This is a genomic window from Acinetobacter lwoffii, from assembly GCF_029024105.1.
Taxonomy (GTDB): domain Bacteria; phylum Pseudomonadota; class Gammaproteobacteria; order Pseudomonadales; family Moraxellaceae; genus Acinetobacter; species Acinetobacter lwoffii.
Genome location: NZ_CP118964.1, coordinates 97019 through 112650 on the forward strand (window position 1 = coordinate 97019; position 15632 = coordinate 112650).

A 15632-nucleotide genomic window follows, 5' to 3' on the forward strand; every position below is an offset into this window, starting at 1 on the left:
CTTATGTCCTATTTAATCGACTCGAACGTTGACGACGAGCTTCTTCTTCATCGATCATACGTACGCGTTGAACAACAAATTCAATATGCCCACAAGCTGCCTTACGTGCAGTCTCTGAGTCTTGACGTTCAATTGCGTCCATCACCTCAAAATGCTGGTCATGCAATTGTTCAAAATGTTGTGGTGTGGTGTAAACTTTACGTCGCCCTAACATCACGTTGTCTTGCAATAAATCAAACAAACTACGCATCATTTGGATCAGCACTAGATTGTGGGATGCTTCTGCAATCGCCAGATGAAACTTCGCATCCGCTATTGCTGCGTGGGCATCATCACCTAAAGCCTGAAAATGGCTAATCTGCTCAAAACATTGACGAATATTGATCAAATCACTGGGTGTGGCACGTTGTGCGGCATACCATGCTGTACCACCTTCAAGCACCATACGAGCTTCTTGTACATCAAAACGATATTCAGGATCCTGATCCATCAAACCGGATAATGGCTCAACGATTTGATACTGTGACCAATGTGCAGGCAACTGCTTTAAATAGGTGCCTGCACCCGCTTTGCTCTGAATAATCCCTGCGGTAATCAGTTGTTGAATCGCCTCACGTAAAGAGCTACGAGACACACCTAACTGTTCACAGAGTTGGCGTTCAGCAGGCAATCGCTCTCCGACTTGCACATTATTTTTTTCAATCAATAGACGTAAACGCTGTACCACTTTGTCGGAGACTTTCATTTTTTTCCTTGACCCGTTTACGGAATCATCCACGGGAAAACATAAGCTTGTAAGGTCACAATAATACCAATCATCACCGTAAAGATAATGCTGTGTTTTACTGTAAATCTAAATAAATCAGATTCTTTACCAACTAAACCCACTGCTGCACAAGCAATCGCGATTGATTGAGGGGAAATCATCTTACCTGTTACTCCACCACTGGTATTGGCAGCAACTAACAAGACTTCAGGCACACCGATTTGCTGTGCTGTAGTTGCTTGTAACGCTGAAAACAATGCGTTAGCTGAAGTATCTGAACCTGTAAGAAACACTCCAACCCAACCCAAGAATGGTGAGAAGAAGGTGAAAGCCTGACCCGTATGTGCCAGTGCTAAAGCAAGCGTTGCTGACAGACCTGAATAGTTTGCAATGAACGCAAAAGCCAGTACCATACCAATCGAATAAATTGGGGTTTTTAGTTCATTCACGGTTTCAAAGAATGTCGAAACTGCCTCTTTAGGTTTCATGTTTAAATAAATAATCGTGATCAATGCCGCCAATATAATCGCCGTACCCGTTGCTGATAACCAATCAAACTTATAAATCGCATCATAATCTTTAATTTCAGGCACGACAGGTGGTAGCTTTTGAATCAATTGATGCAAATACGGCACTTTAATTGAAACTACTAAATCACTTAATGGGCCGTCCTTAACAAATAAATCTTTAAAAGGTTTGATGCTCCAGATCGTCACCATTGCTGTAAGTATCAGAAATGGAGACCAGGCTTTGGCTATCTGTGCCACACTATATTGTTTACGAGCTTGCTTGATAATAGTTTCATCTACCTGTATATTTTTATCCTCAAAAAGAAAAATATGTTTTGGTTTCCAATACTTAAGTAAGATAGTTAAACTGATTAATGATGCAATTGCAGCAGTGATATCGGGTAACTCAGGCCCAACAAAATTTGATGTTAGATATTGCGCTAAAGAAAAAGATAAGCTGGCAACTAAAATAGCAGGCCAAGTTTCTTTAACCCCACGCCAACCATCCATGATTGCCATGATCCAGATCAATACAATTGGCACCATAAAGGGTAACTGACGACCAACCATTTGACTGATTTCCATGGTGTCAACACCTGAAACCTGCCCAGCGACAATGATCGGAATTCCCATTGCACCAAAAGCAACAGGTGCAGTATTAACTATCAGGCATAGCCCAGCCGCATATAAAGGCTTAAAGCCGAGTCCCACCAACAGTGCCGCAGTAATTGCGACGGGCGCACCAAAACCTGCCGCACCTTCTAAAAACGTACCAAAAGCAAACCCAACTAATAGCATTTGCAAACGTTGATCTTCTGTAATTGACAGAATAGACGAACGAATAACATCAAACTGTCCTGTTTTTACTGAAATCTTATATATAAAAACTGCACCGATAATAATCCATGCAATTGGCCACAGGCCGTAGAAGAATCCATAGACCATTGATGCTAATGCCATTCCAATTGGCATTTTGTATAAAAATAATGAGACCAGAAAGGCTAAAAAAACGGTAATTGTAGCGGCTACACTACCCTTCATGCGAAAAATAGCTAACGCTAAAAAAAAGAAAATAATTGGAACTAGCGCAATAGCACTCGAAATCCAGATATTGCCTATAGGATCATAAATTTGTTGCCACTGTTGAAGCATTGTCTACTCCTTGAAATGCTTAACTACTAGATTGAACAGTTTATTGTACTTAAACACTAAATTGGTATGACCAATTTAGTGTTTAAGAGATAAAATGTGCATTTTGTATTGGCGATATTAGTAATATTAGCCCAAAAACACAATATAAAAGATTTAATTTATTTTTTGGTATGACCAATTTTTATAATCTCTTAAAATTTTATATATTAGATTTCTTTCATAATTCACTTTTTACTCAGCTCAAAATTATAGATTCCCACAATTAAATTAAATCTTAATCCTAGTCTTTTGCCAGGGTTGCGATATCGCTCGGCAAGGATTTTGAAGGTTTTCAAAGTTCCAAATACCTGTTCAATCCCAATTCTTCTTTTATTGATTTCTTGGTTATAAAGTTTTAGCTCGAGATCTGGTTTTTAGTGCTTTTTTGCTTTTAATGGCCATAAACTATTTGGATACAATGTATAAATCCCTTGATAGCCTTTATTTGCAAGAGGCTTTGTTGCACAAACCTACTACTGAAAGCTTCTTGGGGAATATAATTTCTAAATGAAGAGGTCTGCACCCAAGATCTATCGTACAACCAGTTGATCTACCTACAATAAAGCCTTGCTCAGTCAAGGAAATATATCAATTTGGTTTGATTCAGCCATCCAATGGTCGCTCGATTGACTCAACAACTGCCGATGCAAAACTTGGATGAAAATGTACTAGCCCAACAACTTCATTCCACCAATCAAGAGCAGTTGATTGCCTATAAAGTGTCTTTATTTGGCTCTGACGTCAGTGTCGTTCAGCATGTGGTAGCAAAAACCCGAGGTGCACCGAAAGATTTAAGCCACCAAGTAGTTGGCTTTAGTACAAAGCAACAAGGTGAGGCTCAGTTATGTGTTACGTCGTGAGGATATTCAAGTGGTGGTAGCAGAGCGGATGTTCCTACGTGGATAATTGCTCAAAAAGATTTTATAATCGGTATTAATACCAATAATTTTGTCTTTATTGCTATGTTATAGACTTAATCGTTTTGATTATTCGTCGAGAGCTTAAAGCCTTAGATGAAGTTTCAACCTTTTAAGTCAGCCAAATTTATCAGTGAATGATGCTACTCACTATTTAAAAACCTTAGATGCCAAAGTAATGCCTTCCAAGGTACAGTCCTTTGCCCAAAACTCTAAGCACTTAATACATAAACTGCATCAAAATCCGGAAAATGAAAAAGTATTTAGTTCATACGCCGCCCATGAATTGCGTAGTCCTTTAACCGCGATCAAAACTCATATTCAGCTTGCACAACTGATGGCAGAACAACAGGCAAGCTCGCCAAAATTGCAACAGAGCTTGCAGCAGGTACACCTTGGTATCCGCCGATGTACCCAGCTACTGGAACAGCTTCTAGCACTTTCCTCTACCGATCAAGTACTGAGTGATATCTAGTACAGTATTGAAATTGCACGGCTCCTGACTCAGGTGATTGCCGATTTACAGTCGCTTTATCCGGAAATTGAACCCAGTTTAACAATTGACTGACCGAGCCTGACCCGAATTGCCCTACCCGATTTTGAACTAGATACCGTCTTTAAAAACCTACTTAACAATGCTCTATTGCATGCACAGGCAAACACCATTTCAATTGCTATGCTGCATGTGTGCTGATCATTCATAATGATAATCAAAGGTTGAAGATATGCATACTTGGGACAGCGTTTCTGGCATAAATCTCCCTAGCAAAATGGGCATGGGCTAGACTTATATTTGATGAAAATGGTGTTAAACAAATATGGCTATCAGATTCAATTTACAGTGGCGCAACCTCAATATTTAAGCATTCACATCAGCCTCGCTGCAAGCGGATCACTTACTTATGAGAAGACAGGGCTAAATTTAAAGCTGGAATATCAACCCATGTCGTATCAGCAAAATCACGCTGCAAATACTGTTTTAAATAAGCAATGGTATCTTCAGCGATCAAGGGATCTTTGGAGTTATCTGTATGATTAAAAGCAATGGCATATAATTGAACCCCGCGGAGTTTTAACAACTCAAGACTCAGCAAGGTATGATTAATACTACCCAAACGCCCTGAAGTGACCAGAATCACCGGATAATTATGTGTCTGAATATAATCAATAGTTAGGAACTCTTCGGTTAAGGGCACCATTAGACCACCTGCACCTTCCAGCAAAATACAGTCATAGCCCGCAGCCAGCTGTTCGGTGGCCTGCTGAATCTGTTCAAAATTAATGGCTCGCCCATCTAGACGCGCAGCAAGATGCGGTGAAGCCGGATACGTAAAAATTTCCGGCATGGTCAGTTTTTGCTGGTCTTCCGGTAACAGTCCACAACCCATAATTGCACGATGCTGTTCGATATCTTCTGATATATCGACATTTCCGGTCTGGATCAGCTTTTGGGTTATAGTACGAATACCCTGCTCATTCCAAATTTTGGCCAAGAAACCAGTAGTAAAGGTTTTACCAATTGCGGTATCAATGCCGCTGACAAAATAAATCTGTGCGCTCATGCTGTCTTCCGTGCAATGACATAAACCGGATGATAGGTCAGTGCATACTGTTTGCTTTCAGGATCTTGGAATTGTTGATAGCCGGTATAAAAATCCTGTAAGGACGATTTTGTCCACCGAAACCCCTGTGCCGTCGCCTGTACACCAGTGGCTTTGATATGCTGTAACACCTGTTTCGGATGCTCAAAATATAAGGTCATCTGTTTTTCTATCTGCAGCAGAATGTCAAAGCCTAAGGATTGGAGCAGTTCACAGACCTTTGCTAAAGGCAGATAATCCAAGCCCTGTCCGGTCAGTGCCTTAATTTCCTTTAAATTATTGTCAGTATAACTGGCAAAACACAGATGCCCAGAGGGATTTAAGGCCTGCGCAATGTTGAGCAATAATGCTTTTAAATCCGAGATCCATTGCAATGCAGAACAAGACAACACCATGTCCAGAGACTGAGGCAGTGGCAAGGTTTCAATATTACCAATCTCCCACAAAAGCCGATTAGATTCCGGGAAGTGCTGCTTCACTTCGACATATAGGTCATTTAAAAATAAATGATCAAAGCTATAATGCTGCATAAAAAGCCGGGTAAACAATCCTGAACCGCAGCCAATTTCCAATACCCGTTGCAAATGTGGTTGTGCCACATGCTGCTGCATGAAATGCATCAACTCTGCAGCTACGGTACTTTGTACCAGCGCATGCTGTTCATAACTGAGATTTGCCTGAGCAAAACGCTGGGCAATCTGTTTGCTGTTCATCGCGGTAAATTCCTCAGCACCTGCAGACATGCGTCCAGCTCATCCGCAGAAATGTTCTGGTTCAGGGAAATTCTGAGTCTGGAGGTGTTGGCAGGAACCGTTGGCGGACGTACTGGCAGCACATAAAACCCCTGCTGTTGCATAATTTCAGTCGCCTGAATGGTGCGTTTTGCCTCACCAATCAGTACCGGCACAATTTGCGAGGTTGACGGACAGTGATATCCCAAGTCTTGAATGCCCTGCTGACAGCGTACAGCCAATGCTGCCAAATGTACTCGTTCTGCCTGAAGCTGCTCTACCTTCTGAAAAATAAATCTAGTCCAGGCCATACATAGTGGCGGCTGGGCGGTACTAAAAATTAAAGGTCGCATGCTATTGATCAGATAGTCACGAATCACTGGCGCACAGACCAGATAACCACCAACTGAAGCCAAAGCCTTGCCAAAGGTACCGACTAGGAAATCAATTTGATCCAATACTTGATACTGTTCTGCGCAGCCCAATCCACGTTCACCGCGCACACCAATTGCATGTGCCTCATCGACATAAAGCATGACTTTTGCAAACTGCTGTTTTAATGCCACCAAAGCAGCTAAATCTGTTTCATCCCCATCCATACTGAAAATTGATTCAGTTACCACAATGATGCGCTGGATAGATTCATCTGACTGATATTTTTCTAAAAACTGAGTCAAATGCTGCAGGTCATTATGGCGGTAACGCACATAGCCAGCTTTAGATAAACGAATCCCGTCGATAATACTGGCATGTACCAGTTTGTCAGCAATGATCATGGTTTTAGCATTACTGAGCGCAGGAAGAATCCCGATATTCATGTGATAACCACTATTAAACAGCAGTACTGAACGTCCAAAAGCCTGTGACATCTGTGCTTCAAGTTGTTCAAAATTGGGAAAGTTTCCTGTCAGTAAACGTGAAGAGCTTGAACTCATATATCGCTCAGACATCGGCGTGAGGTCAAAAAATTCTTCACGTAGCGTTAAGTTGGATGCCAGACCTAAATAGTCATTGGATGCCAGATTCAGCATCTCTTGGCCATTGAGTTGCAATCGTGGCTGGCTAGAAATATTGGACTTAAACTGGCGATATTGCCCTTGCTGTTTCAAGTCATCTAGCTGCTGCTGGAAATGGTCAAGATGGTTCATGCTACTGCCTCTATCTGCTGAATCATCTCCCGCATATGCTTTAATAAAGTTTCAAGTTGCTGTGTTGAAATTACATATGGCGGCATGACATAGACCAGACAGCCAAAAGGACGAATCCAGACGCCACGGCATACACATTCAGCCTGAAAACGCGCCAAATCAATAGTTTGATGTAGCTCAACCACGCCAATTGCGCCGAGGACACGCACATCTTTGACTTGTGCCAAGGATTTTAAATCCAGTAAATATTGTTCTAGTGTCCTTTCAATCTGTTGAATACGCGTCTGCCAGTCTTGAGCCAGTAACAGCTGGGTACTTTTTAATGCGACCGCACAGGCCAACGGATTAGCCATAAAAGTTGGGCCATGCATGAACACACCCGCTTCACCACTTGAAATCGTCTCTGCTACATGGCGAGTGGTTAAGGTCGCTGACAAGGTCATATAACCACCAGTCAATGCCTTACCGATACACATAATGTCTGGTGTGACCTGAGCGTGTTCATAAGCAAATAGTTTTCCAGTGCGGCCAAAACCGGTGGCAATTTCATCTAAAATCAGCAGTACATCGTACTTTTCACACAACAACTTAGCTTGCTTTAAATATTCTGGATGATAGAAACGCATCCCGCCTGCACCTTGCACAATCGGCTCAATGATCATGGCAGCAATCTGTTGATGCTGCTGTACCAGCAGGTGCTCAAGTGGCTGTATATCTTCGGGTTGCCATGCCCCATCAAAACGGCTTTGAGGTGCCGGAACAAATAAACGGTTCGGCAAACTCGAACCAAAAATTTGATGCATACCAGTTACAGGATCACAAACCGACATGGCATTCCAGGTGTCGCCATGATAGCCAGAGCGTGTGGTAACAAAGTTAGTTTTTTGTGGTTGCTGACGTGCATTCCAATATTGCACAGCCATTTTCAACGCCACCTCAACCGCGACCGAGCCGGAATCGGCAAAGAAAATTTTATCCAGTTCAGGCGCCGTGATCTCAAGTAGCAGTTTAGACACATCAATCGCAGGCTGATGAGTCAAACCACCAAACATGATATGTGACATCGACTCTAATTGTTTTGTTACGGCCTGATTGAGTTCAGAATGATTATAACCGTGAATTGTGCACCACCAGGACGACATGCCATCAATCAGCTCGGTACCATCTTCAAGTTCAATGACTGCACCATTTGCAGCTTTAACTTTGTAACATGGCAAGGGTTGTGTCATGGAGGTATAAGGATGCCAAATATGCTGTTGATCAAAAGCGTCCTGCACAGAATTTACCCCAATTATTAAAACTAAAACTGATCTTAGCGCGTTAAATCTGAAAATGAAACGTCAAGAGCTACCAATCTCTTTTTGCTTAAGCCAGATCGGCTAAAAATTTTAAAATTGGCTCAACGAGTAACTTGGCATCAAAAAGGATGGCATCGTGCGTGCCCTGTATTTTTACCAAATTCAGATTTTGGGTTGTTAAAAACACGGATTCTTGACTAACTTTGTAAGGAACCAACATATCATTCTCGGAAAATATAAATAGCATCTTGACTGAATGATTTTTTAAGATATCCACTAGATTTAATTGCTGCAATAGATAAAGATGCTTAACCTGATAGTTTAAATCAATACTATTTAACTGTTGGTGCAATAATTTTGCACGTTCACGCGCTGCTGCGCCAGCTAAAGTGACCAAGGTACAGAAGCGCTGCATCCCGCGTTTTGGATCAGCCAGTATGGAGGATTTAAATTGTGTATATTGTTCAACTGGCATTGCCTGTGGCCATGCTTCGTTGGCCACGAAACAGGGATTTGACATACAGCAAATCACTGGCTTGGCAATTTTCAATTGTTGCTGGATTTCATTAGCCAGCAAAAGTGCCAATTGTCCACCCAAAGACCATCCCATCAAGACATCAAACGAACTCGCCTGCCTGACTTTTTCGGCCAAAATACTTTCTACGTTAGGATCAAAAATATCCCATACTTCAACTTGATGCTGCTGCCGTAACTGTTCTACAAACGGGGTTAAGACCGCTGTTCCTAGCCCCCAACCTGTAATCATCAGTATCTTCATTTTGTCTGTTCCAATAAAAAAGGGACCAATTCAAGTTGAAATGATCCCTGTTTGTTACACGATTAATTAAGCAGGTTGCATCGCATCTACAGCCAATTCTTTAGCTGTTTTCTTGGCAGCTTCAGCTTTTAAGCCTAATTTAGCAAACAAGGCTTTGTCTTTACCTTCACCACTGTTCGGGGCAGTAAGCAATTTATCACCTGAAAATAATGAGTTAGCTCCAGCCATAAATGCCAGTGCCTGATCAGAGTCAGAGAGAGATTCACGACCTGCCGACAAGCGGATATAACTCTTCGGCATAATAATCCGTGCTACCGCAATAGTACGAATCCAGTCAATCACATCCAGTTTTTCAACATCGGCCAGTGGTGTGCCTTCAATAGGAACCAACATATTTATGGGCACCGAACCCGGGTGAATCGGCATAGTCGCTAGTTCAAACAACAAACCGACTCGGTCTTGTACGCCTTCGCCCAAGCCGACAATACCGCCACTACAGACATTAATTCCGGCATCACGTACATGATCAAGCGTATTTAAGCGTTCATCAAAGCTACGTGTACTGATGACATTGGCATAATATTCACGTGAGGTATCAAGGTTGTGGTTGTAATAATCTAGCCCTGCATCTTTCAGACGTTCCGCTTGTGAGGCATTCAGCATTCCTAGAGTCATACAGGTTTCCATGCCCAGTTTCTTGACTTCCTGCACCAGTTCCAGCACATACGGCATATCGCGTTCATGCGGATTACGCCATGCTGCGCCCATGCAGAAACGGGTCGAACCGGAAGCTTTGGCCTGTTTGGCTTCAGCAATCGCCTTTTGTACTTCTACGCGTTTTTCAATTTCCAGATCAGTATCGTAATGTGCAGATTGCGAACAGTATTTACAATCTTCCGGACAACGGCCCGTTTTAATTGAAAGCAGAGTACTGACCTGAACAGTATTCGGTTCAAAGTTTTGGCGATGAATTTGCTGTGCCTGAAACAGTAAATCCATTAAAGGCAAGTCATAAATTTCTTGTATTTCGGCACGTGACCAATCATTACGGATCATCTTGTCTGCATCATCTAAAATTCCATTGAGTAAATCATACGCTGTTTTTTTTATTTTTCTTTAGCGTTTTCTTTCATATTCATTGCCTGCTTAAAATAGCTTTAGTGTATCAAGCTATTTTGAAAGCTTATTTAACTCGAATCCTGCTTAAGCCGATGAGTCCTTAATTTGAATTGTTGGCTTATTTCGATGGGTTAATTGATATCCACATAGTGAGGCGTAAATTCCACGCAGAAATCCATGAAGACTACGTGCTTTACTCGTCAATAAATTGTATTGCCCCTTCAATAAACTGAATAATGTTTCTATCTTATTGCGTTGTCTTAGGTGATATTCATCTGATGCACAAAGTTGAATAGCCTGCATATTCTTTCGATCATAAATAATTAAATCAATACCTTGATCTTTCAATCTAATTTTGGTGGTGTTTCAAAAAGTATGCTGGCATTAAACGAATCCATTATTGATATAAAAGAACACTAAATCAAAGGCTTTGAAATGATTTTCAAGCTTTTTGGAGAAGTTGCAGCTTCTCCTAAAGCCTCGCCTGATTCGATGCCGTAATCGACAATTATTGCCTTCTATACCCACAGTGAAAAATTTACCAATCAACTGTTTGCATTCTTTAAAGGTCGTAACAAAGCTATCCCAATGGTCACTTGATATACATGTATAGCTTACACCTAACTGCTTCAATTTTAATTTAAGTCGTTTTGCAGTGGCTAAATCTCGGTTACCCCATACATAAGCAACAATTTCACCTGTTTCTCGATGATAGGCATAAATTAGCCATTGTTTATTTTGCTTATGACCAACAAAAGTCCAAAACTCATCTACTTCAAGGGTTTCATAATGACTTTGCTGTGCTCGAAGTTGATATTTTGATTGGCTAAGTGTCCGTAGAACTTTACCGATACTTACTCTTTCAATTTCTGCTATATCCCTGACACCACTGCCTCGCACCATGAGGTGTAATATTTTGGTTTTGATACCTGAGTGACAGCCTTGATAACTGAGAGCATGATCACCAATAAATTGACGTCTGCATATTTTACATTGGTAATTTTGCTTACCATCTACTTTTGTGCCATTTTTCTTTATACTGTCACTTAGGCAGGCTGGACACTTGATTTCTAGAGTTATTCGCATTTCTCTATTTTATCAAAATCCAACCTGCTTTTTTTCAGCATACTTTTTGAAACACCACCCTAATTTTTAATTCTTGGCTGATGTAACCTCGATCCCCGTAAAGTTTTGCTTCTACACCAGCAACCAATTGCTCAACCATTTTTATGTCAGCAACATGTCTATTCGATAAAGCAGAACAGGCAATTTCACCAAATTGATTCATCGCAATATGTAATTTACAGCCATAAAACCAGCCCATTGAGCTTCTACCATGTGATGCAATTTGGATTAATGATTTATGACGCTGAATACGTTGATTTTTACAAATTGGCAGAGTTGTTGAATCAATTCATAAATATTGTGTACCTTGGCCTTTCATCAGTGTCACATGTAAAGCGTGTAGAGCTAATTCATGCATACCCAATTGGCTCAAGCCAATGTGAAAGCCCAGCAAGCGGCAAAAAAACCGAATGTTTTTGCTTTTGGCGAATATAGTCTGGATCAAAATGAAAACTGGATTGTCGGAGTTGCCGCACGCTATAACCTGTTTTCCGGGATCGATAAAAACAAGAATATTCAGGCTGCCGAACTCAAACGCTCTGCTACAGAATTACTCACTGCACGCACCCAGCAAGAAATTGAAAATCTGATTTATAAATCTTATAGCGAAGCACTCAGTGCACAGCAAAGTGATGCACTTCTGGCACAAAACTTGAAAGCCGCACAGGAAAATTTACGCATCCAAGAATTGTCTTTTAAAGAAGATATGGGCACCGCCACACAGGTCATCGATGCACAAAATATGCTGAGCGGACTACGAGCTGAAACTGCCTTGAATGCCTACAAATATGTGATGTCACTGGCCACCCTATTACAAAGCCATGGCTCGATTACAGAATTTCCGAACTACATTCAACATACCAATACCCACTATAGATGCTAAAACTCTTCAAATACGAGCAGTTCAGCTCACAACGAATAATGTGAGTGATTCACGAATCCTTGGGGAGTTACTTGATCAAATTCCGTTGGATGAACAGATTGATTCAGTTTATACAGACGAGGCTTATAACACCAAGCAATGCCGTCAAGTCATTGCAGACCGGTAAGCATATGCGGTAGTTCCCTCCAGAAAAAATGCAAAGCCTTAGAAAACTACAAAAGTTCATTCGCAAGAGCGAAATGAATTACTTCGAACCGTTAAATGTTTAGGCAGGACACTATGGAAGAAATGGTCAGGCTATCATCGGCGAAGTTTGGTCAAAACCAAAATGTATTGCATTAAATTATTAGGCGATAAATTAACGGAATTAGGTCGACCTCATACCCAAGTTGTCACTTGAATTCGAGTAACTTAGAAAAGATCTATCTCTGAAGCCTTTATGCAACAAAGTCACTCCAGATTGAGGATTTGAAAATTTATAGTGCAGTATATAAACAAATTGGTTCAGGAGCACAAAAGTAAGGTAATAACATCTTTTTTTAACAGTGATATTTTATTGTTCCCTACTCCTTACATTAAACTTTTATTTGTAGATTTACCTATCATTAACTCATTTTTCATTTGGATTTCCTATTATATTGAGATTGCTTTAAGAGATATTAAACAATAATATTACTGATAATTATTATCATTTACATTAACTAAAATGTTTTATACCGTTCCTCCATCATTTAAGCTTTCTCTTCTTAGTCTTGCAATTTTAGTGTCCCAGCAAAGTTTTGCCGATGATACTCAGCAATTACCGACGATTACAGTTACAGCGGAATCAGAACAGAGTGAGCTCAGCTCCGAACAGAGTAAGGCTTATATCATCCAAAATTCGTCAACCGCCTCAAAACTGAATATTCCACTCAAGGAAACGCCGCAAACAGTCAATGTCATCACTCGCCAGCAACTGGATGACTTTGCCTTAGATAATACCCGGGAAGTACTGCGTAATGCCCCTGGCATTATTGTCAACAATCAGGAAACGGAACGGAGCTCCTACCTTGCCCGAGGTTTCGAGATTTCGAATGTTTTAGTGGATGGCGTTGGTATTCCACTCGAAGGCTATAATTATAATAATGATAATCCGGACAGTTTTTTGTTTGACCGTATCGAAGTGGTGAAAGGCGCAAATGCCTTAAATAATGGAATTGGCGATCCTGGTGCAACCATTAACATGATTCGCAAACGCCCTACTCAGGAACTTCAGGCAGCCTTGAATGCCAGTTACGGTTCATGGAATACGCAGCGCTATGAAGCAGATATATCCTCTCCTCTCACCCAGGATGGAAAAATCAGAGGCCGTGTATTTGGCTATCAACAGAATGGTGACAGTTATCTGGATCGTTATGAACTGGAAAAAAACGGCATAGGTGCTGTTGTGGAGGCAGATGTAACTGACACAACCCTATTGACCGCAGGCTATACTGAAAGCAATCATAAGCCGAATGGTGTGAATTGGGGTTCTAATCCACTGATCAATACCGAAGGCGAGCAGCTCAGTTACTCACGGAATTATAATTACAGCCCAAGCTGGACCTATTGGGATAGCAATATTAAAAGTTACTTTGCCGAGCTTGAACAAAAACTGGCAGGCGACTGGACAGCCAAACTGACTTATGATGAAAAACGCACACAACGTGATTCAAAACTCTTGTTTCTGTCTGGAAAACCTGGCGCAAATGGCACTTCAGGTATCTTCCTCTACCCAGGCATGTATATTGATGACAATACAGAACAACAAGCCAGCCTGAGTTTTAGCGGCACCTATCCGCTTTGGGGACAACGCCATGAAGCCTCATTGGGCTATGTCTGGGCCAAAAATCGTCTGGATGAATTGGGTTATGCTGGCAGCTTTGTCAATCCGCTGACCACAGATTTAGCCAGCTTTACACCAGAAGAACCAAGCTGGGATCTATCGAAAACCAGTGGGGAAATGCATATCCGGCAGAAGAACCAGAGCCTTTATGCTGCGACCCGACTGCATCTGAATGATGATCTGAAACTGCTTTTAGGTGCGAACTATGTTCAGGCTGAAAGCAGTGGTAGCAGTTATGGGACCGACACCATTTATGATGAAGATAAAGTTTTACCCTATGCCGGTTTGACCTATAACTTTAGCCCTGAATATACAGGTTACCTGAGTTATACCTCGATTTTCCGTCCGCAAACCACCAAAGCAGATGATGGCAGCATTAACAAGCCGATCGAAGGTGAAAGCTATGAAGTCGGAGTCAAAGGTTCTTGGCTAGATGACAAGCTTACCGCCACCATGGCCGTGTTTAGAACGGAGCAAAGTAATTATCCGCTTCGTGATTCTGATGGTATTCCGACTTTACGCAAGACTCAGGTTAGTGACTTGCGTTCCCAAGGCTACGAGTTCGGCTTGGCGGGACAACTGAGCGACCATTTAAACTTAAGCTTTGGTTATACCCAGTTTAGCCTGAAAGATCTGATCAATGGCGGTGATGCGCGTACCTTCAATCCAACCCAGTCTTTTAATCTTTTAACTACCTATCAGGTGCCGCAACTTCCAAAACTGAAACTGGGCCTTGGTGTGCAGTGGCAAGATCAGACCTATCTAGATGTGCCTGAAGCAACCGCCAATGGAGTGATTACCCAGAAAGCTGGAATCATTGAGCAGGATGCTTATGCGCTCGTGAACTTAATGGCCAGCTATGAGCTGAATGAGCATATGACCTTGCAAGCCAATGGTAATAACCTGACCAATGAAAAATATCTGTTCAATTTCCCCAATCAGCAAGGTTTTTATGGTGCACCAGCGAATTACAGCGTTGCCGTGAAATTTAAATACTGATTTTCAAGCTTAGCCTTAATGACATGTTCAGGGCTAAATCATCACTACATACACAAAAATAGGTAAAACAAATGAAAAAAATGATCGCTTTGACCCTTGGACTGTCTATGACACTTTCAGCTCAGGCGCATATGCTTTGGCTAGAACGTGGCACAAATCAGCAGACTCATGCGTTCTTTGGTGAATATAGTGAACAGCTCAAAGAAACGCAGCAAGGTGCCCTCAAGTCTTTCAATCAGGCAAAGGCCGTTCAGGCCAAAAAAACATTTAGTCCTCAAATGCAACAGGATCATTTGCTCTATGCAACCCAAGGCCAGACCGATGTCCAGCTCACTCATGAATTGATCTATGGAGAATCATTGCTGAGCTATCATGCCAAATCCGGCAGACAAAACTTGAAAGCAGAGTCCGAACTGGATATTGTCCCGACCCAGATCAACAGCAATACATTTACGGTACTGTATCAGGGTAAAGCTGCTGCGGATGTTGAAGTCACAGTCTTTTCCCCGCAATTCTGGCTAAAAAAATACACCACCAACGGCCAAGGCCAGATTACGATCGCCACGCCATGGAAAGGTCAATATGTCATTGAAGTTGGCAAAGAAGCAGACAAGGCCGGAAAATTGAATCAGCAGGCCTATAAAAAACAGTATCTGGTAACGACTTTAAGTTTTGTTTATTAAGTTTTTAGATTTTCATCAGT

The 15632-nt window shown here is 41.6% G+C and carries 14 protein-coding genes and 4 pseudogenes; 6 read left to right on the plus strand and 12 right to left on the minus strand.

Going from position 1 to position 15632, the window contains the following annotated elements; all coding sequences use genetic code 11:
- Position 1: 1 nt before the first annotated feature.
- The 3 genes from lldR to PYW33_RS15750 all read right to left on the minus strand — a co-directional run bounded on the left by lldR (position 2) and on the right by PYW33_RS15750 (position 2804).
- Positions 2-745 (minus strand): transcriptional regulator LldR, encoded by a 744-nt coding sequence (gene lldR, locus PYW33_RS15740; RefSeq protein ID WP_004647808.1) that lies wholly within the window; start codon positions 743-745, stop codon positions 2-4.
- Between the two features lie 17 nt (positions 746-762).
- Complete coding sequence (gene lldP, locus PYW33_RS15745) at positions 763-2427, minus strand: L-lactate permease (RefSeq protein WP_004282148.1); 1665 nt, start codon at positions 2425-2427, stop codon at positions 763-765.
- A 224-nt stretch (positions 2428-2651) separates the two neighbouring features.
- Complete coding sequence (locus tag PYW33_RS15750; protein WP_370940781.1) at positions 2652-2804, minus strand: hypothetical protein; 153 nt, start codon at positions 2802-2804, stop codon at positions 2652-2654.
- A 288-nt stretch (positions 2805-3092) separates the two neighbouring features.
- On the opposite strand from PYW33_RS15750, the gene PYW33_RS15760 reads away from it, so the two are divergent.
- Positions 3093-3326 carry a hypothetical protein gene (locus tag PYW33_RS15760; protein WP_225554309.1) on the plus strand — a complete coding sequence of 78 codons (234 nt, stop codon included), beginning with the start codon at positions 3093-3095 and terminating at the stop codon, positions 3324-3326.
- A 190-nt stretch (positions 3327-3516) separates the two neighbouring features.
- Positions 3517-3858 carry a histidine kinase dimerization/phospho-acceptor domain-containing protein gene (locus tag PYW33_RS15765; protein WP_004282152.1) on the plus strand — a complete coding sequence of 114 codons (342 nt, stop codon included), beginning with the start codon at positions 3517-3519 and terminating at the stop codon, positions 3856-3858.
- Between the two features lie 421 nt (positions 3859-4279).
- Here the strand turns inward: PYW33_RS15765 and bioD are convergent, their stop codons facing one another.
- The 9 genes and pseudogenes from bioD to PYW33_RS15810 all read right to left on the minus strand — a co-directional run.
- Positions 4280-4945 (minus strand): dethiobiotin synthase, encoded by a 666-nt coding sequence (gene bioD, locus PYW33_RS15770; protein WP_004647807.1) that lies wholly within the window; start codon positions 4943-4945, stop codon positions 4280-4282.
- The gene (gene bioC, locus PYW33_RS15775) at positions 4942-5727 is read right to left on the minus strand and encodes a malonyl-ACP O-methyltransferase BioC (RefSeq protein WP_004647806.1); all 786 of its coding nucleotides are present in this window, start codon (positions 5725-5727) and stop codon (positions 4942-4944) included. The genes bioD and bioC overlap by 4 nt, the downstream gene beginning before the upstream one ends.
- Complete coding sequence (locus tag PYW33_RS15780; protein WP_004647805.1) at positions 5694-6863, minus strand: 8-amino-7-oxononanoate synthase; 1170 nt, start codon at positions 6861-6863, stop codon at positions 5694-5696. Before PYW33_RS15780 ends, bioC begins: the two co-directional genes overlap by 34 nt.
- Positions 6860-8140 (minus strand): adenosylmethionine--8-amino-7-oxononanoate transaminase, encoded by a 1281-nt coding sequence (gene bioA / locus PYW33_RS15785; RefSeq protein ID WP_004647804.1) that lies wholly within the window; start codon positions 8138-8140, stop codon positions 6860-6862. Before bioA ends, PYW33_RS15780 begins: the two co-directional genes overlap by 4 nt.
- A gap of 88 nt (positions 8141-8228) precedes the next feature.
- Complete coding sequence (locus PYW33_RS15790; protein ID WP_004647803.1) at positions 8229-8939, minus strand: alpha/beta hydrolase family protein; 711 nt, start codon at positions 8937-8939, stop codon at positions 8229-8231.
- Between the two features lie 66 nt (positions 8940-9005).
- Positions 9006-9995 carry a biotin synthase BioB gene (bioB, locus tag PYW33_RS15795; protein ID WP_004647802.1) on the minus strand — a complete coding sequence of 330 codons (990 nt, stop codon included), beginning with the start codon at positions 9993-9995 and terminating at the stop codon, positions 9006-9008.
- A gap of 147 nt (positions 9996-10142) precedes the next feature.
- Positions 10143-10415: pseudogene (locus PYW33_RS15800) on the minus strand (IS982 family transposase); the annotation flags it as partial.
- 27 nt (positions 10416-10442) lie between these two features.
- Positions 10443-11144 (minus strand): IS1 family transposase, encoded by a 702-nt coding sequence (locus PYW33_RS15805; protein ID WP_004282341.1) that lies wholly within the window; start codon positions 11142-11144, stop codon positions 10443-10445.
- 40 nt (positions 11145-11184) lie between these two features.
- Positions 11185-11547 (minus strand): annotated as a pseudogene (locus tag PYW33_RS15810) (transposase); the annotation flags it as partial.
- Here PYW33_RS15810 and PYW33_RS15815 point away from each other — a divergent pair.
- The 4 genes and pseudogenes from PYW33_RS15815 to PYW33_RS15830 form a co-directional block, all read left to right on the plus strand.
- A pseudogene (locus PYW33_RS15815) lies at positions 11536-12066 on the plus strand (TolC family protein); the annotation flags it as partial. The pseudogenes PYW33_RS15810 and PYW33_RS15815 overlap by 12 nt on opposite strands.
- Positions 12056-12466 (plus strand): annotated as a pseudogene (locus PYW33_RS15820) (transposase); the annotation flags it as partial. The pseudogenes PYW33_RS15815 and PYW33_RS15820, both read left to right, overlap by 11 nt.
- A gap of 306 nt (positions 12467-12772) precedes the next feature.
- Positions 12773-14929 carry a TonB-dependent siderophore receptor gene (locus PYW33_RS15825; RefSeq protein WP_004647799.1) on the plus strand — a complete coding sequence of 719 codons (2157 nt, stop codon included), beginning with the start codon at positions 12773-12775 and terminating at the stop codon, positions 14927-14929.
- 71 nt (positions 14930-15000) lie between these two features.
- Positions 15001-15612 (plus strand): DUF4198 domain-containing protein, encoded by a 612-nt coding sequence (locus tag PYW33_RS15830; RefSeq protein ID WP_004647798.1) that lies wholly within the window; start codon positions 15001-15003, stop codon positions 15610-15612.
- Positions 15613-15632: the final 20 nt, after the last annotated feature.

Excerpts from the sequence above, each read along its gene's own strand:
- PYW33_RS15825 (WP_004647799.1), top strand. The coding sequence starts at position 12,773 with ATGTTTTATACCGTTCCTCCATCATTTAAGCTTTCTCTTCTTAGTCTT.
- bioB (WP_004647802.1), bottom strand. The coding sequence starts at position 9,995 with ATGATCCGTAATGATTGGTCACGTGCCGAAATACAAGAAATTTATGAC.
- lldP (WP_004282148.1), bottom strand. The coding sequence starts at position 2,427 with ATGCTTCAACAGTGGCAACAAATTTATGATCCTATAGGCAATATCTGG.
- lldR (WP_004647808.1), bottom strand. The coding sequence starts at position 745 with ATGAAAGTCTCCGACAAAGTGGTACAGCGTTTACGTCTATTGATTGAA.
- bioC (WP_004647806.1), bottom strand. The coding sequence starts at position 5,727 with ATGTCTGCAGGTGCTGAGGAATTTACCGCGATGAACAGCAAACAGATT.
- bioD (WP_004647807.1), bottom strand. The coding sequence starts at position 4,945 with ATGAGCGCACAGATTTATTTTGTCAGCGGCATTGATACCGCAATTGGT.
- PYW33_RS15780 (WP_004647805.1), bottom strand. The coding sequence starts at position 6,863 with ATGAACCATCTTGACCATTTCCAGCAGCAGCTAGATGACTTGAAACAG.
- PYW33_RS15790 (WP_004647803.1), bottom strand. The coding sequence starts at position 8,939 with ATGAAGATACTGATGATTACAGGTTGGGGGCTAGGAACAGCGGTCTTA.
- PYW33_RS15805 (WP_004282341.1), bottom strand. The coding sequence starts at position 11,144 with ATGCGAATAACTCTAGAAATCAAGTGTCCAGCCTGCCTAAGTGACAGT.
- PYW33_RS15830 (WP_004647798.1), top strand. The coding sequence starts at position 15,001 with ATGAAAAAAATGATCGCTTTGACCCTTGGACTGTCTATGACACTTTCA.